Below are 26,340 nucleotides of genomic sequence, written 5' to 3' on the forward strand. Positions count from 1 at the left end.
AACAGGCCGGATTTCAGATGCCATAAAGGGAGGGATTGGTTTGCACGATTGGCTGTCGTTTATCAGCGATGTTGGTTTTCCTATTGTTGTGACGCTCTATTTGCTTCACCGGATTGAAGGCAAGCTTGATGACCTAAACCATTCGATTCAAATGATCCCGGTTTATTTGACACAAAAAGAAAATTAATCTCTCTCGATTGATAGCAATCAAACTGTAAAAAGTTTGGTTGCTATATTTTTTTAATGTAATGTAAAAAATGAAATAATTTTATATTTTTCCTTATTTTACTAATCTCCATATTGGAATGATCGCTTTGATTTCAGAAAAACCTTTTGATATTAAACCTTTTGTAACAAGGAAATAATCTGTATGTATAGACCTTTACATGTTTTTTTGATAGTATAAATGGCAGACTAAACGAATGGAGTTAGTGGAAGGTGGAAGTTTATCAAAATTTAAAAAAGGGTGAACGGGGAGCATGGATTAGCATTGCAGCCTATATTTTGTTGACCGTTGTAAAGATAGCGGTCGGATATTTTTTTCATTCGGAAGCTTTAATGGCTGACGGACTGAACAACGGGACTGATGTAATTGCTTCGATCGCGGTTTTAGTCGGATTAAAAATATCGCAGCGTCCTCCTGACCAAGATCATCACTATGGACATTTTCGGGCAGAAACCATTGCGTCTTTAATTGCCTCATTGATTATGGTCATGGTTGGTTTTGAAGTTCTTACTGAAGGAGCAAAATCAATCATAAACCCGAAAACAGAATCACCTGATTTGATCGCGGCATGGACGGCTATCGGCTCTGCAATCGTCATGTTTTCCGTTTATTTATTTAATGTAAGACTTGCGAAAAAAATAAAAAGTCAAGCGCTCATGGCAGCAGCTATGGACAATCGATCCGATGCATATGTCAGTGTCGGAACATTCCTTGGGATTTTGGCGGCGCAATTTCATATCGCATGGATGGACACAGTTGTTGCGATGATCATCGGAGTGCTTATTTGCAAAACTGCTTGGGATATCTTCAAAGAAGCGGTTCATTCCTTAACGGACGGATTTTCCGAGAAGGAGTTAGACAAATATAAAGAAACGATTAACAATATACCCGGAGTTCAATCGCTTGAAGATATTAAAGCCAGATATGTCGGAAGCACCGTATATGTTGATGTTGTCATTAAAGTTCATTCTAATTTAAATGTCGTTGAAAGCCATGCGATTTGTGATGAAGTGGAAAGAAGGCTGACGGAAGAATTTAATATTACGAACGTACATGTGCATATAGAACCTTTAAAAGGCGACAGTTGAAAAAAACGGACTCTTCCTTTTTGGAAAGGAAAGTATGAACTGCCGAGAATGATGAAAAAACTAAATTTTCTATTTCCATTTAAGATGCCTCACCCCCAGTCTTAGGTGTTCGATTGTAAATTTTTTCTTGCTTTTGCTGAGTGCAAAATGCATTGACCTCCCCGTTCTTTTTTTGTACGATTATATAGATTTCTGGTAAAGGAGCGTCTTTTTAAACATGGGGTCCTTTAAAGTAAAAAAGGTGTTGAATAATAATGTATTAATAGCTGGCCACGACACCTTTCAGGAAGTCGTCTTGATTGGAAAAGGAATCGGTTTCGGAAAAAAAAGGGGGGAGCTGATTTCCAACGAAACAGTTGAAAAGATATTTGTGCTGAAAAACGAACAAGAACAGGAACAATATAAAAAACTTCTTCCTTATACAAACGAGAAGATGATAGAAGTTGTATCAGACTGTATTGCCCACATTTCAAAGAAAGTCGGACTTCCTCTGAATGAACATATTCATATAGCTTTAACAGACCATATTACGTTCGCAATTAAGAGGATCGAGCAGGGGATGGACATCAAAAACCCTTTTTGTCAGAGACTGAAGTGCTTTATCCGAAAGAATATAATATTGCTAGTGAAGTGGTGTCCATTATTGAAGATAAGCTGAAAATCAAGCTGCCCAAAGGTGAGATCGGTTTCATCGCTCTCCACATTCACAGCGCCATAACGCATAAATCAATTTCTGAAGTGAACCGCCATTCTCAGCTTATTGCTCAGTTAATCGAAGTTGCAGAAGATTCCTTAAACATCCAGCTTGATAAAGAAAGCTTTAATTATTTGCGGCTTGTAAGGCATCTTCAGGCAACAATTGAAAGGGTTCTCAAAGAGGAAAAAACGGAAGAACCAGAAGAATTAGCTTTATTGTTGAAAAAAAATATCCTCTATGCTATAATGTTGCATGGAAAATGATTAAAATGATGCAGCAAGTATTGAAAAAACAAATTGATGAAGCAGAAGCTGTTTATTTAACGATGCATTTATATCGAATAGCAAAAAAAGAATAAATTTTGCGCACGTGTTACTGATTCGATCAGGCATGAGTGAGCAAGGTGTACTGTATAGTGATTTGTTTTCGTACAGTTGACGCCTTGTTTCACCATGTCTTTTTTGTTTTTTCTAATACATCGATTATTCTTGCTGCATTTGTCAAATGATAATTATAAGGAGGTCATGTTATGTTTAAATCAATTTTCGGTGTTTTACAAAAAATAGGACGCGCGCTTATGCTGCCGGTAGCACTTCTTCCTGCAGCAGGTATTTTGCTTGCATTTGGTAATGCTATGCAAAATCCGGATTTAACAGACAGAATTCCTGCTTTAACGAACGACTGGATCGTGCTTATCGCAAGCGTCATGGAGCAAGCTGGGCAAATTGTATTCTCCAACCTGCCGTTGTTATTTGCAGTCGGCGTTGCGATCGGTCTTGCAAACGGCGATGGAGTTGCAGGGATTGCAGCAGTCATCGGCTACTTAATTATGAATGTTACAATGAGCGGTATTTTAACAGGTTTGGGTCAAATGCCTAAAGATATTAGTTCTGATCCAGCGTTTGCAAACGTTCTCGGAATTGAGACTTTGCAAACAGGTGTGTTTGGCGGGATCATAGTAGGTATCATAGCTGCTTATATGTACAACAAATATTATAAAATTGAGCTTCCGCAATATTTAGGATTTTTTGCTGGAAAGCGGTTTGTTCCAATTGTGACAGCTGCGTCCGCTGTTCTATTAGGGATTGCGATGTACTTTATTTGGCCGCCGATCCAAGGGGCATTAAACCAGTTTTCTCAAGGAATACTTGAGACGAACAAAACGATCGCCGCTTTTATTTTCGGTGTGATTGAACGTTCATTGATTCCGTTTGGATTACATCATATTTTCTATGCTCCTTTTTGGTATGAATTTGGTTCTTATGTAAACGAAGCAGGGCACGTTGTTCGCGGCGATCAGGCCATTTTCTTTGCCCAAATCAAAGACGGTGTGGAATTGACAGCTGGAACGTTTATGACAGGTAAATTTCCGTTTATGATGTTCGGTCTCCCTGCCGCAGCACTCGCTATTTATCACGAAGCCAAACCCGAGAATAAAAAAGTGGTCGCAGGGATTATGGGTTCTGCCGCGTTAACATCGTTTTTAACAGGAATTACAGAACCGATTGAATTCAGCTTTTTGTTTGTAGCACCGCTTTTGTTTGCGATTCATGCGATATTTGCAGGACTATCCTTTATGGTCATGCATATTTTACATGTTAAAATTGGAATGACTTTTTCAGGCGGAGTGATCGACTTTATATTATTTGGCGTCCTTCCGAATCGAACGGCTTGGTGGCTCGTTATCCCAGTTGGGCTTGTATTTGCGGTCATTTACTATTTCGGTTTCCGATTTGCCATCCGAAAATTCAACCTGAAAACTCCTGGACGGGAAGATGCAAGTGTTGAAACGTCTGATGATGAGCAGGAGAGCGAAAAAGCCGGAGATCTTCCATATAACATTTTAGAGGCGCTTGGCGGAAATGAAAATATTCAGCACCTTGATGCATGTATCACAAGGCTGCGCGTATCTGTTCATGATCAAAAGAAAGTTGATAAAGAACGCTTGAAAAAGCTCGGCGCTTCAGGTGTTTTAGAAGTGGGCAACAACATCCAGGCAATTTTTGGCCCTAAATCGGACAATTTAAAAACTCAAATACAAGACATCATGAATGGAAGAACTCCAAGAGCAGAAAAAGTTCATTCTCCAGAGCAGGAAGTTAAAGAACAAGTGGAAAATGTTATGCCGGAAGAATTACAAAGCGAAAGCTTAACATTTTCATCGCCTATGACAGGTACTCTTCATCCGATTACAGAAGTACCGGATCAAGTGTTCTCTGGAAAAATGATGGGAGATGGGATTGCTATTGTACCTGAAGAAGGTATCGTCGTCTCTCCTGTTAACGGTAAAGTGTTAAATGTATTTCCAACGAAACATGCTATTAGCTTGCAGTCTGATTCTGGCCATGAAATATTGATCCATTTTGGTATTGATACAGTAAAATTGAAAGGAAAAGGATTTGACATTTTCGTTTCAGAAGGCGATACTGTAAAATTGGGTGACAAACTTCTTGAAGTGGATCTTGAATATGTTAAAAATCATTCTCCTTCTATTATGACGCCGATTGTCTTCACTAATTTAAAAGAAGGTGAAGCAATTGAATTGAAAAAAGTAGGCAAAGTAAACAAGGGCGAAGAAAACATTATTGCCATTCGGTAGCAGTTAGTAAACCGGCCTTGTTTAAATCGGACAAGGCTGGTTTCACAAATAATTGATTATAAGCTTGCACAATTCGACATGCACTGATAAAATTTTTAAAGAAAATAGCAGAAAGGAATTGATGCAAATGGCTGAAAAAACATTCAACATTACCGCTGACACAGGAATTCACGCAAGACCTGCGACTATATTAGTGCAAACGGCAAGCAAATTTGAAGCTGACATTAATTTGGAATACAATGGAAAAACAGTAAACTTAAAATCTATTATGGGAGTTATGTCATTAGGTATTCCAAAAGGAGCAACCATTAAAGTTACAGCATCAGGTGCTGATGAAAATGATGCACTTCAAGCGATTGAAGAGACAATCAAAAAAGAAGGGTTAGGCGAATAATGATACAGCTATCTGGGATTGCAGCATCAAACGGTATCGCTATTGCGAAGGCATACCGTCTAGAAGAGCCGGATTTAACCGTATCAAAAAAAGAAATACAAAATATTCGAGCAGAAATTGAGCGTTTTGAACAATCTGTCGAAAGCGCCAAAGCAGAGCTCGAGGTAATTAAAAACAGCACAGAAGAAAGGCTTGGTGCGGATAAAGCAGCGATTTTTGAAGCGCATTTGCTCGTTTTGAACGATCCTGAGCTGTTAAATCCAGTCAAAGAGAAAATCGAAAACGAAGCTGTAAACGCTGAATTTGCGATGAGGGAAACAGCTGATCAATTTATTGCGATGTTCGAAGCGATGGAAAATGAGTATATGCGCGAGCGAGCAGCGGATATTCGGGATGTCACGAAAAGGGTTATAGCCCATTTATTAGGCGTTCAAATCCCAAATCCAAGTTTAATTAATGAAGAAGTCATTATTGTTGCAGAAGATTTAACACCCTCTGATACTGCGCAATTAAACAAAAATTTTGTTAAAGCATTTACAACTGATATTGGAGGAAGAACATCCCATTCTGCGATCATGGCTCGTTCTATGGAAATCCCTGCTGTTGTCGGAACAAAGGAAGCTACCGCCAAAATTGAAAACGGTGCTTTAGTCATTGTTGATGGGATTGAAGGACAAGTAATCATAAATCCAAGTGAAGATTGTATTGCCGAATATGAAAAGAAAAGAGAAAAATATGAAGAGCAAAAAGCGGAATGGGCTAAATTAAAAGACGAGCCGACGTTGTCGAAGGATGGACATCGTGTCGAGCTTGCCGCTAATATTGGCACGCCTAATGACGTACAAGGTGTTCTTGACAACGGCGGTGAAGGAATAGGTCTCTACCGTACGGAATTTTTATACATGGGACGAGACCAAATGCCTACAGAAGAAGAACAATTTGAAGCATATAAGACAGTTCTTGAGAGAATGGAAGGAAAACCTGTTGTTGTCCGTACATTGGATATCGGCGGGGACAAAGAGCTTCCTTACTTGAATCTTCCAAAGGAGCTGAATCCTTTTCTTGGATTCCGCGCCATCCGCCTTTGTTTAGAAAAGCAAGATATTTTTCGGACACAGCTTAAAGCGCTGCTTCGCGCAAGCAAATATGGAAACTTAAAAATCATGTTTCCAATGATTGCGACAATCGATGAATTCCATCAAGCGAAAGCTATTCTGCTCGAAGAAAAAGAAAAACTTGTTCAAGCAGGTATTGAAGTAGCTGATGATATCGAAGTTGGAATAATGGTTGAAATTCCATCAACTGCTGTTATGGCGGATCAATTTGCCAAAGTGGTTGATTTCTTCAGCATTGGAACAAATGATTTAATTCAATATACAATGGCAGCAGACCGGATGAATGAACGGGTTTCATATTTGTATCAACCGTATAATCCGGCCATCCTCCGATTAATTTCCATTGTGATCGATGCAGCTCATAAAGAAGGAAAATGGGTTGGAATGTGCGGAGAAATGGCAGGAGACCCGATTGCTATACCGCTTCTGCTTGGACTTGGATTAGATGAATTTTCCATGAGCGCAACATCTATTTTGCCTGCGCGTTCACAAATTAAAAAGCTTTCAAAACAGGAAGCAGAAAGCTTTAAAGAAAAAGTTCTTTCTATGCAAACAACGGAAGAAGTCGTTTCTTTTGTTAAAAAAACGTTCCAAATATAAAAGATAAGGAGCCGATCAGTTTAATCTGAATCGGCTTCTTTTTTTGATGCAAGAACCGATTTATTTACGGAAGGTGAATATAAAAGAATTTCGGCTCTAAGTAAAATGGAATATGAAAAACGCTGAGATCAGCATTTTTTTATTTTTACATCCGCTTTATTATCCCGATAAAGTCCATCAAAATATAAAAATGATTTGCAGCGAGCGTATAGCTAATTTGATGCAAACGATAGAAAGCAAAACACAGCAGCTGCAGTTCATAAAAAGCTTTTTGTAGTTTGAGCAACTAAAACGACGGGGTATCACGATATAAATTAGGATAAGTTTGCAAATGCAAAAATTTGAAGCCCTCGATATCCGAATCTCTTCTTGTTACTTTCCTCCAATTTGCTAAAACTTTTTTTCTTTTTCACAGCCGGCACCGCTACGGCGGTATCTTTTTTTTTAAGAAGAAACACATGCAGCCTATGCTTTTTTTTATGCAAGATCGCTCCCAAAAACAAAGCCAATTGGAAATAAGAAAAAGATAATTAGTTTCATTTTGTAAAAAGATAAATCAGATTGCCGATATATACATTAGAAAACGTATAAGTTTTCTTAATTATTTTTATTAAATAAAGATTTATGTAGGAGATGGAACAAATGTTTAAAAAGCTTCAGTGGAAATTGACAGCGCTCATCACCATATTGTTAATTTTTTCACTTTTGGTTGTTTTTTTCACGTCTGATTATTTTGTTCAAAAGAACATTAAATCAGATGCGTTTCATACGGGGCAATCGATTGTTAAGCAAGCGAAAAAGAACCTGCTTTTACAGATGCAGGAATATGAAAAAATTTTGCTGCTTTTCAGCAATGAACCGGAAATCGTACAGCTGCTTGAAAAAAATGACGATCAATCTTTACAGTCCGTAAAGGAAACGTTTCAATCGTTTTTAAGCGCTAATCAATTGGTCCGGTCTGTCTATGTAGCCAACACTAAGACTCTTGTTGCTATAGAACCTGAGTTAAACTTAAAGGAAGATTTGATAATCAATTCACGACCTTGGTATAAAAGCGCTGTAACAAGTCCAAACTTTGTTTCGTGGTCAGAGCCTTATCATGATGTGGAAAAAGGAGATTATGTTGTTACCGCCTCAAAGGCCATTACAAAGGATGGGGTGTTGCTTGGCGTTATTGGAATTGATATTAATTTAACAACGTTTAATGAATTTGTTAAGCAAGTGGAAGCTGGCTTTGGAGGGTATACATTCCTGCTTGATAGAAATGGAGTTGCCATCGCTCATCCGAAAATGACCGGAAAAAATTTATATAAAAACAACGGTCTTATGGCAGCGATTAAAAACCAAAAACGTGGTATAGCTTCTATAAAAGAAAATGGAAAAGATTCAACCATTATTTTTGAAACGATCACGGAACTAAATTGGAAAATCGGTGTAGTCTATTCTGATGCAAATCTGGAGCAAACAGCCCGCACAATCCGGAGCATTAACATTTTCATTATTATTGCTGCATTGATTGTGGCATTTTTCATCACTAGTTTTGTTTCGAGAAGCATTTCAAAGCCGATTTTGCTTTTGGCTAAAAACGCCGACAAAATGGCTGAAGGGGATTTATCCGGAACATTAACAGTGAAAAATAAAGATGAAATCGGGAAATTGGCTAATAGCTTTACGAAGATGACCGATAACATCCGACAAATTCTCCTCGATCTGGACGGATCCGTGAAGGAGCTGCAGCAATCTGCTCAAACATTAAACGTGGTTTCGGAAGAAGCTACTGCGTCAAGTGAGGAAATTTCCGTTGCAATTGAGGAAATTGCAAAAGGCTCAGGTGAGCAGGCAAACAGTACGGAAATTATAAACGGACAAATCAAACAATTAGAAGATTGTATTCAACAAGTAAACAATGATGTAAAAAATGTCGAAAATTTATCTTACGAATCACAAAATGCCAGCTATAATGGTTTAGAAAAGCTAAATGAGCTTCAAATAAAATCAAATGAGGCTGACAAAGAATCTGAGATGGTCCAATCCGTACTACAAAATCTTGTAGATCGAGTTGAAAAAATTTCTGATATCGTGTCGACCATTTCCAAAATTTCAGATCAGACGAACTTGCTCGCTTTAAATGCAAGTATTGAAGCAGCAAGAGCAGGTGAATCAGGTAAAGGATTTGCAGTTGTCGCTGAGGAAGTAAGAAACCTTGCTGAACAATCGGCAAAAGCGACAGAAAACATTAAAAATATGATTGAAGGAATCCAAATTGAAACGAAAAATGCTTACGATGCAATGAGTCGTTCAAAGAAAATTCATGAAGAACAAAACAAAGCTGTTCAAGTGACGGGCAATGCGTTTCATGAAATTGCAATTAAAATGGAAGATTTGCTTAATGGCATTAAATCAACATTAAATGCGATCGATCGGATGAATGAGCAAAAAGAAACAGTCGTCGAATCGATTGAAAATATTTCTGCAGTAACCCAGCAGCTAGCTGCCTCTGCGGAAGAAGTCAGTGCAACAACGAACGAGCAGGTCAAAGCATTCTCAATGGTTGCGGAAAAAGCGGAATCGTTAAGCGAAGAAAGCAACCGCTTAAAAGGCTTAGTAGAACGCTTTAAGTTATAAAAAATATGCAGGGGGTGTCTAATAAGTCGTTTTTACGGCTTATGGACGCCCCCATGAATGTTTTAGAAACGTTGATATATCGGTGTTTATGATTTTTTGTTTTTCAATAAGGATTTGACTTTCTAAGACAGCTCCTTCTTCATTATTGATTTGAATGCAATTCACCTAGATGAGCAGGCAGGTAAGAAAACCATAACAGTTGATGTCAAGAAAAAGCATGGGTTTAAAGCTCCTTTGAGATTTGAATTTTGGACATACTACTGCGTGAAAGAAGACAAGCTTAAACGCACCTTCGCAAGCCGCCTTTGACAGTGTTGAGCAAACAAAAGAAGCTCTATGCCGTTTATAAATTCAGAAGGGGGAGTAAAACGAAAGTTCCCACATTTTGATAAGATCATGATAAGATGAAAGAAAAGGAGAAAGGATGGAATGTCAATGGATTTCGGTTTCAAAGGTAAAACAGCACTTGTTTTGGCATCAAGTCAAGGATTAGGTAAAGCGATTGCAACAAGGCTTGTGGAAGAAGGAGCCGACGTGATGATCACAAGCCGAAATGAAGAAAAGCTAATAGACGTGGCAAATCAATTAAATGCGCTTGGAAAAGGAAAAGCAGCCTTTATTAAAACAGACATTACTTCAAAAGAGGAAATTAGCAGGCTAGTTAATCAGACAATAAAAGAGTTTGGCAAAATTGATTTACTCGTTAACAACGCTGGCGGTCCCCCTGCAGGAGGATTTGAGCAAATGACTGATGAAGATTGGCAAAATGCTTTTGAATTAAACTTGCTCAGCTATATCCGTACCATTCGCGAGATTCTTCCGCATATGAAACAAAGAGGAGGGAAAATCGTAAATATTGCTTCTTCTTCCGTGAAGGAGCCGATCCCGGGTTTAATTTTATCCAACACGTTTCGCTTAGGAATTGTGGGGCTGACGAAAACGTTAGCAACAGAATTTGCAAAGTACGATATTTTAATTAACACGGCGTCACCCGGCAGAATTGCAACAGAACGGATTGATCAATTGGAAGAATGGAATGCAGCGAAGCTCGGTATTCCGAAAGAAGAGATCAAGAAAAAGTATTTGGAAGCGATTCCTCTCAATCGCTACGGAGAACCGAATGAATTTGCGAACTATGTGCTGTTTCTTCTGTCTGACTTGAATACATATATGACTGGACAAACCTTTTTGATTGACGGCGGTTTAGTAAAGTCCATTTAATCGGGTGTGCACTGAAAGCTGAAATGCAAGCGTTTCATAGCAGAACAGTTTCATTACTAAGCCGTATACACTGAAATGGGGAAAGGGTGAACAATATGTCAAAAAAAACAATCGGTTTTATTGGGCTTGGAGTAATGGGAAAAAGCATGGCACGTCATTTGCTTGAAGCGGGTTATCCGCTTACGGTTTATACCCGGACAAAAGAAAAGGCCGAAGATTTGATCAATCAAGGTGCTGCTTGGAAAGAATCGATCAAAGATCTCGCAAAAGATGCGAATGTTATTATCACGATGGTTGGTTTCCCGAAAGATGTTGAAGAAGTTTATTTTAGTGAAAATGGAATTTTAGCCAATGCCTATCCAGGAGCTATATGTATTGACATGACAACGACAAAACCATCGCTTGCCGAAAAAATATACGAAAAATCAAAGGAAAAAGGCATTTCATTTTTAGATGCACCTGTTTCAGGAGGAGATGTCGGCGCAAAAAATGGAACGCTATCGATTATGGTCGGAGGAGATCAAGAGACGTTCGATGAATGTTTTGAAATTTTTGAGAAAATGGGAAAAAATATTGTTTATCAAGGAAAAGCCGGTGCGGGGCAGCATACAAAAATGTGCAACCAAATTGCGATTGCTGCCGGCATCATTAGTGTTTGTGAATCGCTTGCCTACGCTGTTCGGGCGGGGCTGGATCCAGATAAGGTGTTGAAAAGCATTTCCTCTGGAGCTGCTGGAAGCTGGTCTTTGTCGAACTATGCGCCGAGAATGCTTTCGAATCAATTTGAGCCTGGATTTTATGTCAAGCACTTTATAAAAGATATGGACATTGCTTTAGAGGAAGCAAGAAGAATGGAATTAGACGTACCAGGGCTTGAGCTTGCGAGAAGCTTGTATGAAAAACTGGCTGAAATGGGAGAAGAAAATAGCGGAATACATGCATTATATAAGCTGTGGAAAAAATAAAAACGCACATCATTCTTTTAAGTCACACAATTTTAGTCAGCTTCTTCTTTTTCTCAGCCAATTTATTTTCAAAAAAAGTGTGGGGGCATATCCCCATAGCCATCAAGTTAAGAATTTGATCTTTTTTCAGCGCCAAAAACATGGTATCCTTTCTAACGAAAATCATCGTTGGAAAGGATTTTTTTTGATGGCAAAAAAGATGAAGGCATGGATAAAAACGATTCGTCAACTCTTCTCCTATGAAGAACTGACCCGTCTGGCACGGAAAGTCGGATTCATTCAGCGGCAGCGTTCATTAACAGCGGAAGCCTTTCTGACGCTATGTGCTTGGGGAGACGGATCGCTCGCCTGTCAGTCGCTTCAGCGGTTGTGTGCCGATTTGGCGCTCTGGCATGATTGCTCTCTCTCGAATGAAGGACTGAATCAGCGGTTTACGCCTCGTGCCGTGGCGTTTTTAAAAGAGGTCTTTTTTACTCTCCTGATGCATCAACGTCCGGCACTCTCTTCCATCACCGAAACGTATCGCGCTTGTTTCACCCGTCTGCGGATCTTAGACTCTACCAGTTTTTTACTTCCGACCGACTATGGTGAGGACTATCAAGGTTCGGTTTCATCTGGCGCCAAAATCCAATTTGAGTATGAGCTGTTATCGGGAACCTGTCTTCAGCTGTGCGTCCAACAGGCCAATGATTCCGATGCCCGTTTTGCTTATCATACCCAGCACACGATTTTACCGAATGACCTTTGCATTCGGGATCTGGGGTTTTTTTCACTCGCCACGCTGGCGGAGATCGATGCTCGAGGTGCTTATTATATTACCCGGTTGCGTTCCGATATCAAAGTCTATATCAAGCAGGACGGGGAGTGGCACGAATGGGATTGGGAATCGATAGGAAATCGATTGGGCGAGGGGGAAGCCGTGGAAGTGGAACACGTGTATATCGGACACCAACGCCTGTATGTTCCGCGTCTGATTTTTCGCCGTCTCACGGCGGAAGAATGGGAAAAACGGCTGGCGTACGTGCGGAAAAAGGAAAAAAGAAAGGGAAGGCGCTGTCACGCCAAACCCTTGAACAAAAGAAATATCACATCTTACTGACCAATTTACCACAAGAATCGTTTGATGCGCAACAAGTTTATGAGCTGTATTCGCTGCGCTGGCAAGTGGAGCTGTTATTTAAGGGCTGGAAATCCTTATTTGATCTTGACCGTGTCAAAAAGATGAAGAAGGAACGATTCGAATGCCACTTATATGGGACATTGATTGCCATTTTAGTCACGCAGACTCTTCTGTTCCAAGCCCGAAGGTATTGGCATCAACGGGAGGGAATCGAGATCAGTGAATGGAAAGCGCTTAATATCCTCCAATCGTATTGGCATCGGTTTCTTTTGCATCCCCAAGCGATGGAAACCGCCCTTCCATCTCTCCTGTCTCTGTTAAGGAAACACGCGAGGAAAGACCGAAGGAAAGGAGAGGAAACGGTATCGGATCTTTTAAAGAAATTGGGGATATGGTAGTGTGGGTTATGGATATAAATGCCAAATAACCCTCTTCTTGAGGGTTATTTGGCATGCCCAGCATTTGGTTTTCTCTTCATCCTTTGATTGATTTTTCGAACATGCGTATCATCCTAAAAAATTTTATACCGCTAACTTGACGGGTATGGGGCATATCCCCACACCTTTTGAACAGTTGAAATGAGTGAACTGTCCGATCTATTATTTTCCAATAAACATTTGTGTCCAGTAATTTCCATTTTCTACGTAACCAACGCCGATATGAGTAAAGTTAGGATTTAAAATGTTTTGTCTGTGGCCAGAGCTGTTCATCCAAGCATTAACAACTTCTTCAGGAGTACGTTGCCCCATTGCAATATTTTCCCCTGCTGTTCTGAAGGAAATGCCGAACTTTTTCATCATGTCAAACGGAGATCCGTAAGTCGGGCTTGTGTGGGAAAAATATTTGTTTCTTTGCATATCTAAAGATTTTTCACGAGCTACCTTGCTTAAAGCTTCATCTAAAACAAGAGGCTTTAAACCTTGTTTTTGCCGCTCAGCATTTGTTAGTTCAACTACTTTTTTCTCAAATGCATTTACGGATGAAGCAGTTTGTGATTGTATTGGCGTTTGGTTGTTGGTTGCTTTGTCATTGGCAGATGGTGCTGGCTGAGTTGTTTTTTGAGTAGTTTGGGCTGGTTTTTTCGCAGCTTGCTTGTTCGCAGGCTGGTTTGTGTTTCTTTTAATTGCTTCTTTTATAGCATTATTTGCTTCTATGCTTGGATTTTGTAAGCAGTTGTTTAATAGATTTTGCAATTCTTTTGAATCAGCTGATTGAATGAGCTGTTTCAATTGATCTTCGTTTATATGATAAGGTCCGAAAGCTTGTACGTAGCTTTTGATTTGAACTGGTTGGTTTTGAATTTCAGCTGCATTGGCATTTGTGCCGGCGCCTGCAGTGAAAATGGCGGCAGCTGCTGCAATAGAAGCAATAATAGATTTCTTCATGCGTTTTTTACCTCCTTGAAATTTGTTCATGTAATTTACGAAACTATCATAACATGCGTTTTTTGTCATATTTTTGTCTATTCCTTCCATTGACAAATAATAGATTTTAAGTTTATAAACATTATCATGTAATTGTTGAAATTATAGGGGTCCAACCGAGCGAATATATGATATACTTCCTTCAAGAAGTGACAAAATTAAGCAAAATGTCTATAAATTGATAAGAATTAGGGGTTGACAATCTGTATAGAAAACAAAACTTTGTAATGTATGTTACAATATATTTACAAGTTCATGAGTCGACTGAAACATGATGTATATTAGAAAAGAAAGGAAGATTCCTTCGTGAAAAAAGAAGCGGAAACAACTCCTTCTGAGACAAAACGGCAAAGGAAAGCGAGAATTTTTCGCATCAATTTTTTCTTTTTTATCGTTTTTCTTTTATTTGCCGCACTTGTCGTCCGCCTTGGCATCGTTCAAATTGTTCAGGGTGAAGAATATGCGAAAGAAGTCAGCCGGACAGAAGTGAATGTTGCGCAATATCCTGCACCAAGAGGAAAAATGTTTGACCGAAACGGAAGAATCGTTGTAGACAACAAAAATGTGCCTGCTGTGACCTATACGGTGGAAAAAACGACCAAAACGAAAGACAAGCTGGAAACAGCAAAAAAATTAGCACAGCTGATTGATCTCGACACATCTTTTCTAAGAGAAAGAGATTTGCGGGATTATTGGATAGCCAAAAATCCAAAAAAGGCAGAAAACTTATTGACGGAAAAAGAGAAAAAATTAGAACCTAAGGAAACATATCCACTTCAGGTTGAACGGGTTCCGGAAGAAGAAATTAAAAAAATCGAGAAGGATCCAAAAGAATTGGAGCTTGCCGCTCTATATACGAAATTTTCATCCGGATATGCGTATGAGCCGCAGATTGTCGCAACGAACTTAAGCCAAGAAGAAGTTTCAAGGGTTGCGGAACAGCTGGAAAATCTTCCGGGTGTCGATGTCATCACAGATTGGGAAAGGGTGTACCCTTATGATGACGTATTTAAAACGATTTTAGGGAAAATCTCATCTCCAAAAGAAGGGATACCAGAAGACAATAAATCATTTTTTGTAGCTCGAGGCTATGCCCGAAATGAACGAGTTGGAAAAAGCTATTTGGAGCAGCAATATGAGGATTATTTAAACCCAAGAAAAGCAAAAGTTCAATATATATCTGATAAAGATGGAAATACGATTTCACAAAAGGAAATTGATGACGGCAGAAGAGGATTCGATTTAAAACTTTCCATCGATATCGAACTGCAAAAAAGAATTGAAAAAATTGTTGATCAGCAGATCAAAGCAGCAAGAGGACGCGGAAATTATTTAGTTGACCGCGCTTTCGTTGTCATGATGGATCCATATAAAGGAGACGTTTTGGCGATGGTCGGACGAATGTACGATTCAGGAGAGATGTTGAACTTTGATTACGGTGCATTTGGGACGCAATATGAAATGGGTTCTACCGTTAAAGGTGCGACAGTTTTAGCAGGATATCAATTTGGTCTGAGACACGGAACCGTCTTTTATGACGCACCAATTCGTTTAAAAGGGACTCCGGAAAAATCTTCTTATCAAAATATGGGGGCTGTATCTGACCTAACAGCGTTGCAAAGAAGTTCAAACGTTTATATGTTCCATATCGCTATGAAAATTGCTGGTATACAATATTATCCGGGAAGAAGTTTTCCAGCTAAAGACGAAGATTTTCAAAAGATGCGGAATTACTATGCCCAATTTGGTTTAGGGGTTCCGACAGGGATTGATCTCCCGCAGGAGTCCGCAGGGCAGCAATCTGATCCTGGAATTGACAGAGGGAAATTGCTTGACCTTGCCATTGGTCAGTTTGATACGTACACACCGCTGCAAATGGCCCAATATGTTTCAACGATTGCAAATGGCGGATACCGTGTCAAGCCGCGGCTTGTAACAGAAATTCTTGAACCGACTGACGACGGGCTCGGACCGATTGCTCAAGAAATGCCGGTAAAAGTGTTAAACCGAATAAACAATACGGAAGAGGATATTCAACGCGTCCAACAAGGCTTTTATCTAGTGACGAATACTCGACGCGGAACAGCTTACGCTCAGTTACATGGATTAAATGTTGCGGGCAAAACCGGAACAGCGGAAACGACTTATTATGGTACGAAGCGCCAATACTGGGGGACAGACGTTTATAATTTAACATTTATCGGCTATTATCCTGCTAAAGATCCGCAGGTTGCTTTCAGTGTTGTCGTCCCTTGGACAAAAAGAACCGGAAGCGAAGATGTGAATAAACGTATAGCGAGAGATATTGTAAAAGCATACATCGATTTACAGAAAGAATACGCCGGAAATTCCAATGCAAAATCAAATGATGACGAGCAATAAAAAATAAATTATATAGAAGGGCCGTCGCTTTTTAACGAGCGATGGCTTTTCTATTAGTTATCGAAAACCATTCATATAAATTGAACGATGCCGCATTCGCATAAAGATTTTTCGATAAACGGTTCGAAATTCGCACATACCGCAAAAACCGCAAACTTTTGCCCTATCTGCATGTCTCCGAATGGTGTGAAACCCGAAGAAAGCGCAAAAACCGCACATGGCCGCAAAATCGGTAAAGCTCATACCACCTCTTGCATACCTCCGGTGCGTTGTGAAACCTGAGGGAAGCGCAAAAGCCGCAAAATAACCGAAAAATCCGCATAAGACAAAAAAAACTAGCCCTTTTTTGGCCAGTATTTTTTAAAATGTTGATACATACATATTTTTTATAGGGAAGGAAATGCAGTGGAAAAAGTCGAAAAAACATTTTAAATAGTAAGATTGACACATTTTTAGATGTTTATTTTGTAAAACTATATTAAAATTTTAGGTGGACAAAAAGTAGCAGGTCAATGAACAAGATAGACTTTTTCTTTCTGGAAAGGGTAGTAATAGGGGGGCCAGGGATGAGTCAACAAATACAAAAGGGTGTGCACAATCAAACAGAAATCATTTATTCGGTTATTTCTAATGAAGGCTATTTTGAATACATCTCCTCAAATTGTTTGAAAGTGCTCGGATATAAACAAAAAGAACTAATCGGTTCCAATCTTTCAGAATACTTGCATGTAGAAGATATAAATATATTTGAAAGCTTTTTATATCATGGAGATGATATCTTTCCTTGTTCCTTCCGTTTTTTGCAGAAAAATGGATCCTATATTTGGATGAAAACGTCAGTTGATGTTATATACAATCATTTGAACAAGGATCAAAGAGAATTTGTCTTAAAGTTTGCTGTCACTTCGGCGGATGACAAGATAGATGAAGTTCCCAAAGAAGTAAATCCGATACGTGCTGACGGTGCTCTTGATTTTGTGCACGAGCTTCCGTGCCCGCTTATAATTTCAAAAAAAGGGAAAGTTCAATATGCTAATACGGCTGCTGTTAAGCTGCTTGTGGCGACTAGCAGTGAAGATATTGTTGGAAAAATGGTTTTCCAATTTATTGACAAAATGTTTCACGAATCTGTCCATGAAACGATTGAAAATCTTCACAAAGGAATTGATAGCGGAATTTTAGAACAAATTTGGACATCTTTGGACGGGAACAAGATCTATGTTGAGTTGAAGAGCGTGCTTATATCATATAAAGGCGAACAAGCAGAACTGCTTGTCATTACCGATATTTCATCCAAAAAAATATACCAAAGCATTTTGCAGCAAAGCAGGGAAAAGTATCAAAGGCTGATTCAAAATTCCATCGATACAATCGCAGTGATTCATAATGATAAATGGGTTTTTATGAATGAGTCGGGGATCAGACTTTTCGGTGCGCAAGATTATCCGGACGTATTGGGCAAAAGCATCTATCATTTTTTACACCCGGAATATCATCAGCATGTCAAAGATCAATTTGATGACATAACGAACGGAAGAACGGAAACAATCGTGACCAAGCAAAGCTGGTATACATATTCGAATAAAATTGTCCATACCGAAATGGTTTGCATTCCGACAACATATTTTGGCGAACCTGCGGTACAAATCATTTTACGGGATTTGTCGGAACATAAACAAGCGGAGGAATTAATGATTCGCTCTGCAAAGCTTTCTGTTTCAGGGCAGCTGGCAGCAGGTATCGCCCACGAAATACGCAATCCGTTAACAGCAATAAAAGGTTTTTTACAGCTGATGCATGGTGAAATCGAAAAAGATAATCAATATTTTGAAATCATTTTTTCAGAGCTGAATCGAATTGAAATGATTTTGAGTGAATTGCTGATGCTTGCGAAACCGCAAGAAACGGTTTTTGAAAAAGCAAATGTCAAAACGATTTTACGCGAAGTTGTTACACTGCTGGAAACGGAAGCAATATTAAGAAATATTGTGATTGAGAAAAAATTTTCTGATGAGATTCAAGAAGTTGTTTGCGATAAAAACCAATTGAAGCAAGTTTTTATCAATCTCATTAAGAATGCAATTGAAGCAATGCCAAATGGAGGAACAGTGACAATTTCTACTAAATCCGAAAAATTTTCCATTGTAATTGAAATTAAAGATGAAGGAGAGGGGATACCGAAAGAGCTGCTAGAAAGATTAGGGGAGCCTTTTTTAACGACAAAAGAAAAAGGAACAGGTCTAGGATTAATGATCACATATAAAATTGTTGAAAATCATAAAGGCACGATCGATGTGTCGAGCAGCGAAAAAGGCACCGTTTTCACAATCAAGTTGCCAAAACAAAAAACAGTGCTTTAAAAGCGCACTGTTTTTCTATTTTCTTTTCAGTTGCACAAAATGCTCAAGCCTGTCCAAAGCTTTTTCCAGCTCTTTTGTCGAGTAAGCGTAAGAGATGCGGATAAACCCTTCTCCAAATTTGGAAAAAGCGCTCCCCGGGACGACCGCAACACCAGCCTTCTCAACCAGCTCCAAAGCAAAATCAAAAGAGCTTTGTCCAAATGATTGAATCGAAGGAAACAAATAAAAGGCTCCGCTTGGTTTAACAACCTCAAATCCCATTTCAACGAGACGACCGTATACGTACTCCAATCGTTTTTCATATTCTTTTTTCATTATTTGACCATCATGAAACCCTTCCGTTAAAGCGTTGTAAGCAGCTTTTTGAGAGATCGACGAAGCGCATGAAACATTATATTGATGCACTTTTAACATATGTTTTGTGATATCTTTCGGCGCAAAAAGAAATCCGATTCGCCATCCAGTCATGCTATGCGATTTGGACAGTCCATTGACGACGATCGTCTGCTCCCGCAAAAAAGAAGCGATCGAGGTATGAGGTGCATCATACGTTAATTCACTGTAAATTTCATCCGCTAAAATAAAAATATCCTTCCCGCGAACGGCATCGGCAATCTCTATCAGCTCCTCTGCAGTGAATGTAACGCCTGTCGGATTGGACGGGTAAGGCAAAATTATGCATCGGGTTTTTTCTGTTATATTTTGTTTAATCAAATCTGCAGTTAATTTAAATTTGTTTTTTGTCGTATCAACATAAACGGGTATTGCTCCGCACAATTGAATAATTGGCTCATACCCCGGATAAACAGGACCTGGCAGCATTACCTCCGTCCCGGGCTCCAAAATCGTTCGAAGCGCTATATCAATTGCCTGGCTGGCCCCGATTGTAACAATCACTTCCGAACCAGGATCATAGGAGAGATGATATTTTTTATGTACAAATTGGCATGCTGCTTCTCTTACATCGATCAATCCTGCATTATGCGTATACGTTGTATAGTTGTCATCAATTGCCTGTTTTGCCGCTTCTTTTATATGTGAAGGCGTTGGGAAGTCAGGCTGACCAATCGTTAGCGAAACGACATCGTCATAGTTGGAAACGATGTTAAAAAAAGCTCGAATGCCGGAAATCGCAATGTTTTTTACATTTTGGTTAATCAAATGTTCCATACAAATCACCTGCTTTAATAAGTGTCGTCTTATATTTTATCATGTTTGTCCCAAGCTTTTTATTGGTAAACTAAATTTATGTCCAAAAAAATTTAGAAAGTGTGATGTCTATGATACGAACATTAGTCATTACAACTGATTTGGAAGCTAAATATGATGTGGCATTAAAAGAGATTCGAAAAAAGGAAGTTCTTTGGTACTGGGTCGATTTTTACAAGGCGACGGAAGATGAAATTAGATTGCTGGGGAAATTTTTTCATTTTCATCCTTTGTCCATTGAGGACTGTGTCGAAAATGTTGAACGGCCGAAAATAGATTTTTATGACTCTTATATGTTTGTTGTGTTGCACGGAATTCATCAACAGACGCTTGAACCGGAAGAGCTTGACTTATTTGTAAACGAAAAAGGAATCGTCACATTTCACAAAAATGCCATTCGAGATCTAAACAACATTTGGCTGAGAATCAAAAAAGACGATTCTTTAAAAAAAGGGCCTATGAAAATCATGCATAAATTGACTGATAAGCTCGTTGATGATTTTTTTCCGCCCGTGTACCATTTGGAAGATTTATTAAATCAAATTGAGGAAAACAATAAAAATAAATCGATCAATGAGTTAATGAAAGAGCTTTTTTCCATCAGGTCTCAATTATCAAAAATAAGAAGAACAATCATTCCGATGCGGGATTTGATGTACCGGATCATCTCGTCCAACAGGTTGAACGAAATGAAGGAGGAAGATTTGTATTTTTATGATGTTTATGACCATTTACTCAAGCTTGTCGAGATGACGGAGGCAAATCGGGAGCTTGCGGCTGATATAAGGGACAGCTATTTATCTTACAACTCAAATCGGATGAATACGATTATGATGACATTGACGGTTATTTCGTCTATTTTTATGCCTCTTACGTTTATCGCAGGAATTTATGGAATGAATTTTGAATATATGCCCGAGCTGAAAATGAAGTATGGCTATTATATTGTATTAGGAGTCATGGCTTTCATCGGAACAGGAATGCTTTATATTTTTTATAAAATGGGTTGGTTCCGGTTTCATAAAGGTCCAAAATTGTAGCGGGCAAAAAATGCGGACTACTTCGTAAAAAATAGGATGGGTAAGTTTTTGCACATTATAAAAAAGAAACTTGAAGAGTGCAAAATTTAACAATGAAAGGCGGAAAATTGCTCTTTCAATTTATCGATACAGCGGCTTTGAAAGACTTGACAAGCATACATAGAAGCTAAAAAGGAAAACAAAGGCGAGAGTAAGAAAAAATTCAGTATGCGCCCCCTCAAATTCTTTTGTAAGGTAAACAATCAAAAAGAACTCTTTTTATAAAAGGCTAAACAGTGACAGCAATACAAGCTGTTCACAAGCTTCGTTGTATAATATAAAACAGCAAAAAATTTGAAATGGAGGCTTATGATGGAGAGAATTGCAGTAATTGGTCAATCCGGCTTGATTCCGGAGCATGTCCGCCTCCTGGCTGAAGAAATCGGTTCAGAAATTGCTAAAAGAGGAGCTGTTCTTTTGACAGGCGGCGGAAGCGGAGTGATGGAGGCAGTTTCACGAGGGGCCAAACAAGCAAACGGCCTTGTCGTAGGTATTTTGGCTGGAGACGACAAACAGGCAGCAAACGAATTTATTGATATTCCGATTAATACTGGATTAGGTTTTGATTACAGAAGCGTTTTGCTTGTTCATTCCGCAGATGCCATCATTATGATTGGAGGAGGAAATGGAACGCTTGGAGAATTGTCTACCGCATATATGAACAAAAAACGTGTCATCATCGTTGAAAATTCAGGAGGATGGTCGAACACCGTGAAGCAAATCGCCTTTGAAGGCTGTTATTTAGATGAGCGGAGAACAGTCGAAATTCAGTTCGCTAAAACGGCTAAATCAGCTGTAGATCTTGCTTTTCAATCCATTTACAACCCTGTTGATCCCGATAAAAATACCGGTTTAATAGGTGACTAGCATGCGGATGTTTAAAAAGTCAAATCCGTTGAAAACAATATATCAACGTTTCTAAAAAAGTAAAGGGGAGTCCATAAGCCAAAAACGACTTATTAGACAGCCCCGAGTGTCAATTCCTTAAAAACAAGAGAAGGAAGAGATTCTGTTTAAATCAATGCCGAAATATTCCCATCGATTTTGACGAGGTCTCCAGCGCCACCCGGCAATGGACCTTTGTCCTACAAACACAGGGAAATACCAGAAGCTTCTGCCGTTTGTTAATCGGATAAATGTAAAACGATGTAAACATCTTCTAATGCCTCCGGGATCAACTGCAAATGTTCCGACTCCGGGTGATTCTTGAGGAATAAAACTTGGAGGCGGTCCTGAAGGCGGTCCTTGCTGCTGTCCAAAACCGTCACTTGGACTTCCGCCGATTCCAGGAGGGCCGAATGGAGGGAAACCGGGACCAGTCCCCGTAGGAGGAAACGAAGGAAATCCTCCACCCATCCCTGGAAAGCCCGGAAAAAATTCTGGCTGTTGAACTCCCGGGAGGATTTGTCGATAGAATGGATACACGTTCATGCTCCTTTCACTTTTCAGTTGTTCACCATAACATATGCAACTTCACTTTTAAGGTGTTTGACCTACATAAAAGTTTTTTATAAAAAAAGGAAATCAAGTCGTCTTTGTCGAAATGAAATGTATCATTTACATTTTTGTGAGTAACGCTGTTCAGACTTATTTCCCACCGATTTGTAGCGAAAGAAGTATTAAATGAACAAAGAATAAAACCGATATAAAAAAGTGAAGAAGAAACGTTCGCAAATATTAGACGGAAGGAAGAAAGATATGAACGAAAAGGGAATTTTGCTTGAAACCGGTACGAACGAGTTGGAATTTGTAGAGTTTCTCGTCGGCTCGAATAAATTCGGTATAAATGTGATGAAAGTAAAAGAAATCATTCAGCCTCTTCCTGTAACGAGCGTGCCTCACGTCCATCCATACGTTGAAGGAATTATTGAATTAAGAGGAGAAGTGCTCCCGGTAGTTAACGTACCGAAGGCGATCGGCGATCCGAATTGCGAGCCCAGCGAAAAAGATAAGCTGATTGTAACGGAATTTAACCAACAAAAAGTTGTGTTTCGCGTCCATCAAGTAACCCAAATTCATCGTGTGTCTTGGTCGCAAATTGAAAAGCCTTCTGAAATGTATCAAGGATTGGAAACTCAAATTACCGGCGTTGTTAAAATGGGAGACGAAATGATTTTAATGCTTGATTTTGAAAAAATCGTTGTTGAAATTAATCCTGAGTCCGGAATCCAGCAGGAAAAAGCGAAAAAACTGGAAAAGAGGGACAGATCTGATAAAAAAATTGTCGTTGCCGAGGATTCTCCGCTGTTGCGCAGATTGTTGAACGACACATTGACGGAGGCGGGATTTCAACAGATTGAGTTTTTTGAAAACGGCAAGGATGCACTGGACTATTTAGAGAATATTGTAAATGAAGGCGAACCGGTTAAGGAGCGTGTTGATTTAGTCATTACGGACATCGAAATGCCGCAGCTTGACGGATTGCATTTGACGAAGCGAATTAAGGAAAATCCAGAGCTGGATCATATTCCGGTTGTGATTTTTTCCTCATTGATTACGAATGATTTAAAACATAAAGGACAACAGGTAGGTGCAAATGCCCAAATTAGCAAACCTGAGGTCCATCACTTGATTGAGCGAATCGATGAATTGTTATTTAAAAATGAAGAAGATGATGAATTAAAAGACGAGGCTGAATAAGCCTCTCTTTTTACTCAATCATACCGTTCGCCTAATCGTTTAAACACCGGTTTTTGATATGTATGACGATGGAACCGTTTGGGAGAAGAAAGCGGTCGATTCGCTTTATCCATACCGATATAATACTCCAATAAATTTTTTGCCTTTGACAATGATAGATTTGTTTTCGGGTTTCGGTATGAATTATTTAAGGAACCTAAGTGAGGAAGGTTTTGGAAGTCTTCTTTTGTAGGAGGCATATGAAAATAATAATTTCCTGCCGACACCAGAACATCTGACTGCTGTTTGCTTAATTTTGGATTTTTTGAATAATGCAGTCCTTTCTTTGTTGCTTTTCCTTCAGCGATCAGTTTTTGCAGCGCCTTCTTTTTTAAATAATATAAATATTTAGGATTTGGTGCTGTTTTTGCATGCCGATTGACAACATAGATGGCTCGTGCTATATTTTCCGGCGTCTCATCCCGTAGCTTATAATGACTGATATCGTCCATGATGTCTCTCCTTTTTCATTATTTTCCGTAATCTTTATTTTCATTATACTTTCATGAATAGAAAATGCAACCAGTTTTTACAGTCTATTAATTATGCCTATAATAGTTATTATGAAATATTTTAGAAAGCAGGGTGGGTCATGAGCGGAAAAGAGGAATTTCTAGATATAGACGAAGAAACGCTTTTTATCGTGTCGCAAACGTTTAAAGCGTTATCGGATCCGACTAGAATTCGGATTTTACATTTACTTGCGGAAAAACAAGAATGTTCTGTGAATGAAATAGCTGCCGAGCTTGAGCTTTTGCAATCAACCGTGTCCCATCAATTGAGGTTTCTCAAAAATTTGCGTTTAGTCAAATTTAGAAGGGAAGGAACGACAGTTTACTATTCACATGATGATGAGCATGTAAAAAAAATACTAGAGCAAACCATTGACCATGCTCGGCATAATTAAAATGGGAGTCGAGTGGGCAGTTTGATCAGGGGACTAAACGGTTAAGAGATGATCTCGGTATGGAGCCGGGATCATCTTTTATAATTTATTGGCAGCGGGGCTGATTTCATTCATTTATTATTTATTTATTTCACATTCTGTCATTAGCATTGCATAAATATAGTTAGAATTTTCTGTTAATTATTTTTTGTGAATTTGTGCCAAAAAGACAAAACCTAAAGAAAGGTGGCACTGCCCATTTGGTAAATATATACAGTTAAATCAGAGCGACAACGACAAAAGGGAGATTATGGACTGGCTCGCCCATCAAATTTTCGCAACCAAACATAAGCTGGTTTCCACAGAGCTCTCTTTAACCAACGAGTAATTCGAAGTAGGGATTTCTTACTTTTCATCTCCAATTGAATGAGAACATGTAAGCAATACGTGATAAGGGCTAAGAAAATTTGATTTTGAATAGCTGTTTCACTCATTCCATAAAAGTGCTTAATTTCTACGTGTTGCTTAAGCCATTTGAAAAAGAGTTCAATAGCCCAGCGAGATCGGTAAATATCACTTATCTCTTCTGCTTTTAAATCAAATCGGTTGGTAATTAAACGAAGTAAGTTCCCTTTTGTGTCCATAACTTCTAGTAGACGATAGACATTTTCAGTACGATTTTGTGTGGTACCAATGTAGACCATTTTATCGGATAGAACGTGACAATCATCAGGAAGTGAAAATGTATAGACTTCACGAATGACTGCGTTTTTCTTCAGTCTTGAAACGAAGAAATAGCCATCATCTGTCATCCGGTCAAAACGTTCATAGTCCACATAACCGCGGTCAAACACATACATGGCTTCTTTATCATCCACTAGGACTTCGAGTTGATTTCGGTCATGTTCTTTTGCTGTCGTAATCACTGCTTTTTCAGGATAGACGGTGTCTTTATCCATGAAAACGAGCCGTAAGTGTAGCTTTACACCAGCTTTTGTTTTACGGAATTTTGCCCATTTATAATTGGTCAAATTCAACGGGAGTGTACTCGAATCAATGATTTTCAGTGGCATATTCTTTCCGTTTTTATAATGGTACCGTTGAATTTTCCAAACAAGATCCAAGAACAAATTTGCAAGAATTAGTGGGTTGATCTGATTGTTTTTTCGGGATAGCTGAGAGGCACTTATCGATTCAAATCCGAGTGCTTTTTGAAGATCTTCGTCTACAAGTGCATCACTCATTTCCTCTAAGCTCTTAAATTCGAGCAGTTGGGCTACCAATAAAAGTTTAATATAGGCTTCTGTTGTCAGCTTTTTTGTGTAATAGTCCTGTTTCAATTCTTTGACTTGTTCGCTAAGTTTTTGAATATTTATGGGTGAAACCCATTTACCAAATGATGAAATTAGTGTATTCTTGTCCATAACAGTTATCCTTTACGATTGGATTTGGACAGGAACCACCTGTACTTCCATTGTAAAGGATTTTTTTGTTTCGAAATCAATAAAAAATTGAACATTCTTAGTATTTTGAATCATCAGATTTAATTACTGCAATGCTAGTGACATTCTGTAAAAGATTCGAATTTCTTTCGGAGCATGATAGGGAGGGGGTGTCCAGAAAGTCAAATCGCCATTGAAAACAAAAAATCATAAACACCGATATATCAAC

21 protein-coding genes and 2 pseudogenes are annotated in these 26,340 nt (G+C 38.9%); 17 read left to right on the forward strand and 6 right to left on the reverse strand.

Features of this window, described 5'->3' with window-relative positions:
- Window positions 1–40 precede the first annotated feature (40 nt).
- The 11 genes and pseudogenes from NSR00_RS02180 to NSR00_RS02230 form a co-directional block, all read left to right on the forward strand.
- The gene (locus NSR00_RS02180) at window positions 41–187 is read left to right on the forward strand and encodes a YvrJ family protein (RefSeq protein WP_063389342.1); all 147 of its coding nucleotides are present in this window, start codon (window positions 41–43) and stop codon (window positions 185–187) included.
- A gap of 251 nt (window positions 188–438) precedes the next feature.
- Window positions 439–1,314, forward strand: a complete 876-nt coding sequence (locus NSR00_RS02185; protein ID WP_063389341.1) for a cation diffusion facilitator family transporter — start codon at window positions 439–441, stop codon at window positions 1,312–1,314.
- A gap of 217 nt (window positions 1,315–1,531) precedes the next feature.
- Window positions 1,532–2,369 (forward strand): annotated as a pseudogene (gene glcT / locus NSR00_RS02190) (glucose PTS transporter transcription antiterminator GlcT).
- A 171-nt stretch (window positions 2,370–2,540) separates the two neighbouring features.
- On the forward strand, window positions 2,541–4,610 hold the full coding sequence (gene ptsG / locus NSR00_RS02195; RefSeq protein ID WP_340786679.1) for a glucose-specific PTS transporter subunit IIBC: 2,070 nt from the start codon (window positions 2,541–2,543) through the stop codon (window positions 4,608–4,610).
- A 127-nt stretch (window positions 4,611–4,737) separates the two neighbouring features.
- The gene (locus NSR00_RS02200; protein ID WP_063389338.1) at window positions 4,738–5,004 is read left to right on the forward strand and encodes a phosphocarrier protein HPr; all 267 of its coding nucleotides are present in this window, start codon (window positions 4,738–4,740) and stop codon (window positions 5,002–5,004) included.
- On the forward strand, window positions 5,004–6,719 hold the full coding sequence (gene ptsP, locus NSR00_RS02205; RefSeq protein ID WP_066247962.1) for a phosphoenolpyruvate--protein phosphotransferase: 1,716 nt from the start codon (window positions 5,004–5,006) through the stop codon (window positions 6,717–6,719). Before NSR00_RS02200 ends, ptsP begins: the two co-directional genes overlap by 1 nt.
- Window positions 6,720–7,361: 642 nt before the next feature.
- Window positions 7,362–9,344 (forward strand): methyl-accepting chemotaxis protein, encoded by a 1,983-nt coding sequence (locus NSR00_RS02210; RefSeq protein WP_340786682.1) that lies wholly within the window; start codon window positions 7,362–7,364, stop codon window positions 9,342–9,344.
- Window positions 9,345–9,779: 435 nt separating this feature from the next.
- Complete coding sequence (locus tag NSR00_RS02215; RefSeq protein WP_094245546.1) at window positions 9,780–10,565, forward strand: SDR family oxidoreductase; 786 nt, start codon at window positions 9,780–9,782, stop codon at window positions 10,563–10,565.
- A gap of 95 nt (window positions 10,566–10,660) precedes the next feature.
- A complete protein-coding gene (locus NSR00_RS02220) occupies window positions 10,661–11,530 on the forward strand; it encodes an NAD(P)-dependent oxidoreductase (RefSeq protein WP_340786684.1) in 870 nt (289 codons plus the stop codon).
- Complete coding sequence (locus NSR00_RS02225) at window positions 11,460–12,629, forward strand: IS4 family transposase (RefSeq protein WP_340786686.1); 1,170 nt, start codon at window positions 11,460–11,462, stop codon at window positions 12,627–12,629. Before NSR00_RS02220 ends, NSR00_RS02225 begins: the two co-directional genes overlap by 71 nt.
- A pseudogene (locus NSR00_RS02230) lies at window positions 12,530–12,745 on the forward strand (transposase); the annotation flags it as partial. The gene NSR00_RS02225 and the pseudogene NSR00_RS02230, both read left to right, overlap by 100 nt.
- Before the next feature lie 139 nt (window positions 12,746–12,884).
- Here the strand turns inward: NSR00_RS02230 and NSR00_RS02235 are convergent.
- Together NSR00_RS02235 and NSR00_RS02240 are read right to left on the reverse strand one after the other, a co-directional pair.
- Complete coding sequence (locus NSR00_RS02235; protein ID WP_211278792.1) at window positions 12,885–13,112, reverse strand: hypothetical protein; 228 nt, start codon at window positions 13,110–13,112, stop codon at window positions 12,885–12,887.
- 137 nt (window positions 13,113–13,249) lie between these two features.
- Window positions 13,250–14,035 (reverse strand): CAP domain-containing protein, encoded by a 786-nt coding sequence (locus tag NSR00_RS02240; protein WP_340786694.1) that lies wholly within the window; start codon window positions 14,033–14,035, stop codon window positions 13,250–13,252.
- 345 nt (window positions 14,036–14,380) lie between these two features.
- Between NSR00_RS02240 and NSR00_RS02245 the strand changes: the two genes are divergently transcribed.
- Together NSR00_RS02245 and NSR00_RS02250 are read left to right on the forward strand one after the other, a co-directional pair.
- On the forward strand, window positions 14,381–16,456 hold the full coding sequence (locus tag NSR00_RS02245; protein WP_063389332.1) for a peptidoglycan D,D-transpeptidase FtsI family protein: 2,076 nt from the start codon (window positions 14,381–14,383) through the stop codon (window positions 16,454–16,456).
- Between the two features lie 566 nt (window positions 16,457–17,022).
- Window positions 17,023–18,816, forward strand: coding sequence for a PAS domain S-box protein (locus tag NSR00_RS02250; RefSeq protein ID WP_340786695.1), 1,794 nt, complete (start codon window positions 17,023–17,025; stop codon window positions 18,814–18,816).
- A 15-nt stretch (window positions 18,817–18,831) separates the two neighbouring features.
- Here NSR00_RS02250 and NSR00_RS02255 read toward each other — a convergent pair whose 3' ends face one another.
- Window positions 18,832–19,986 carry an aminotransferase A gene (locus NSR00_RS02255; protein WP_144598127.1) on the reverse strand — a complete coding sequence of 385 codons (1,155 nt, stop codon included), beginning with the start codon at window positions 19,984–19,986 and terminating at the stop codon, window positions 18,832–18,834.
- A gap of 110 nt (window positions 19,987–20,096) precedes the next feature.
- Here NSR00_RS02255 and corA point away from each other — a divergent pair, with 110 nt between their 5' ends.
- Together corA and NSR00_RS02265 are read left to right on the forward strand one after the other, a co-directional pair.
- A complete protein-coding gene (corA, locus tag NSR00_RS02260; protein ID WP_340786698.1) occupies window positions 20,097–21,065 on the forward strand; it encodes a magnesium/cobalt transporter CorA in 969 nt (322 codons plus the stop codon).
- A 351-nt stretch (window positions 21,066–21,416) separates the two neighbouring features.
- A complete protein-coding gene (locus NSR00_RS02265; RefSeq protein ID WP_340786699.1) occupies window positions 21,417–21,971 on the forward strand; it encodes a TIGR00725 family protein in 555 nt (184 codons plus the stop codon).
- Window positions 21,972–22,088: 117 nt separating this feature from the next.
- Here NSR00_RS02265 and NSR00_RS02270 read toward each other — a convergent pair whose 3' ends face one another.
- Entirely contained in the window at window positions 22,089–22,460 is a 372-nt protein-coding gene (locus NSR00_RS02270) for a hypothetical protein (protein WP_063389454.1), read from the reverse strand.
- A gap of 342 nt (window positions 22,461–22,802) precedes the next feature.
- Here NSR00_RS02270 and NSR00_RS02275 point away from each other — a divergent pair, with 342 nt between their 5' ends.
- On the forward strand, window positions 22,803–23,744 hold the full coding sequence (locus NSR00_RS02275; protein ID WP_340786701.1) for a chemotaxis protein: 942 nt from the start codon (window positions 22,803–22,805) through the stop codon (window positions 23,742–23,744).
- Between the two features lie 14 nt (window positions 23,745–23,758).
- Here the strand turns inward: NSR00_RS02275 and NSR00_RS02280 are convergent, their stop codons facing one another.
- The gene (locus NSR00_RS02280) at window positions 23,759–24,235 is read right to left on the reverse strand and encodes a YkyB family protein (RefSeq protein WP_066247978.1); all 477 of its coding nucleotides are present in this window, start codon (window positions 24,233–24,235) and stop codon (window positions 23,759–23,761) included.
- 140 nt (window positions 24,236–24,375) lie between these two features.
- On the opposite strand from NSR00_RS02280, the gene NSR00_RS02285 reads away from it, so the two are divergent.
- Entirely contained in the window at window positions 24,376–24,690 is a 315-nt protein-coding gene (locus NSR00_RS02285; RefSeq protein WP_063389325.1) for an ArsR/SmtB family transcription factor, read from the forward strand.
- Between the two features lie 287 nt (window positions 24,691–24,977).
- On the opposite strand, the gene NSR00_RS02290 is transcribed toward NSR00_RS02285, so the two are convergent.
- Window positions 24,978–26,093 (reverse strand): IS4 family transposase, encoded by a 1,116-nt coding sequence (locus NSR00_RS02290; RefSeq protein WP_340786703.1) that lies wholly within the window; start codon window positions 26,091–26,093, stop codon window positions 24,978–24,980.
- Between the last annotated feature and the right edge of the window lie 247 nt (window positions 26,094–26,340).

Origin of the sequence: Aeribacillus sp. FSL K6-8394, from assembly GCF_038008865.1 — a bacterium.
GTDB classification, from domain to species: domain Bacteria; phylum Bacillota; class Bacilli; order Bacillales; family Aeribacillaceae; genus Aeribacillus; species Aeribacillus composti.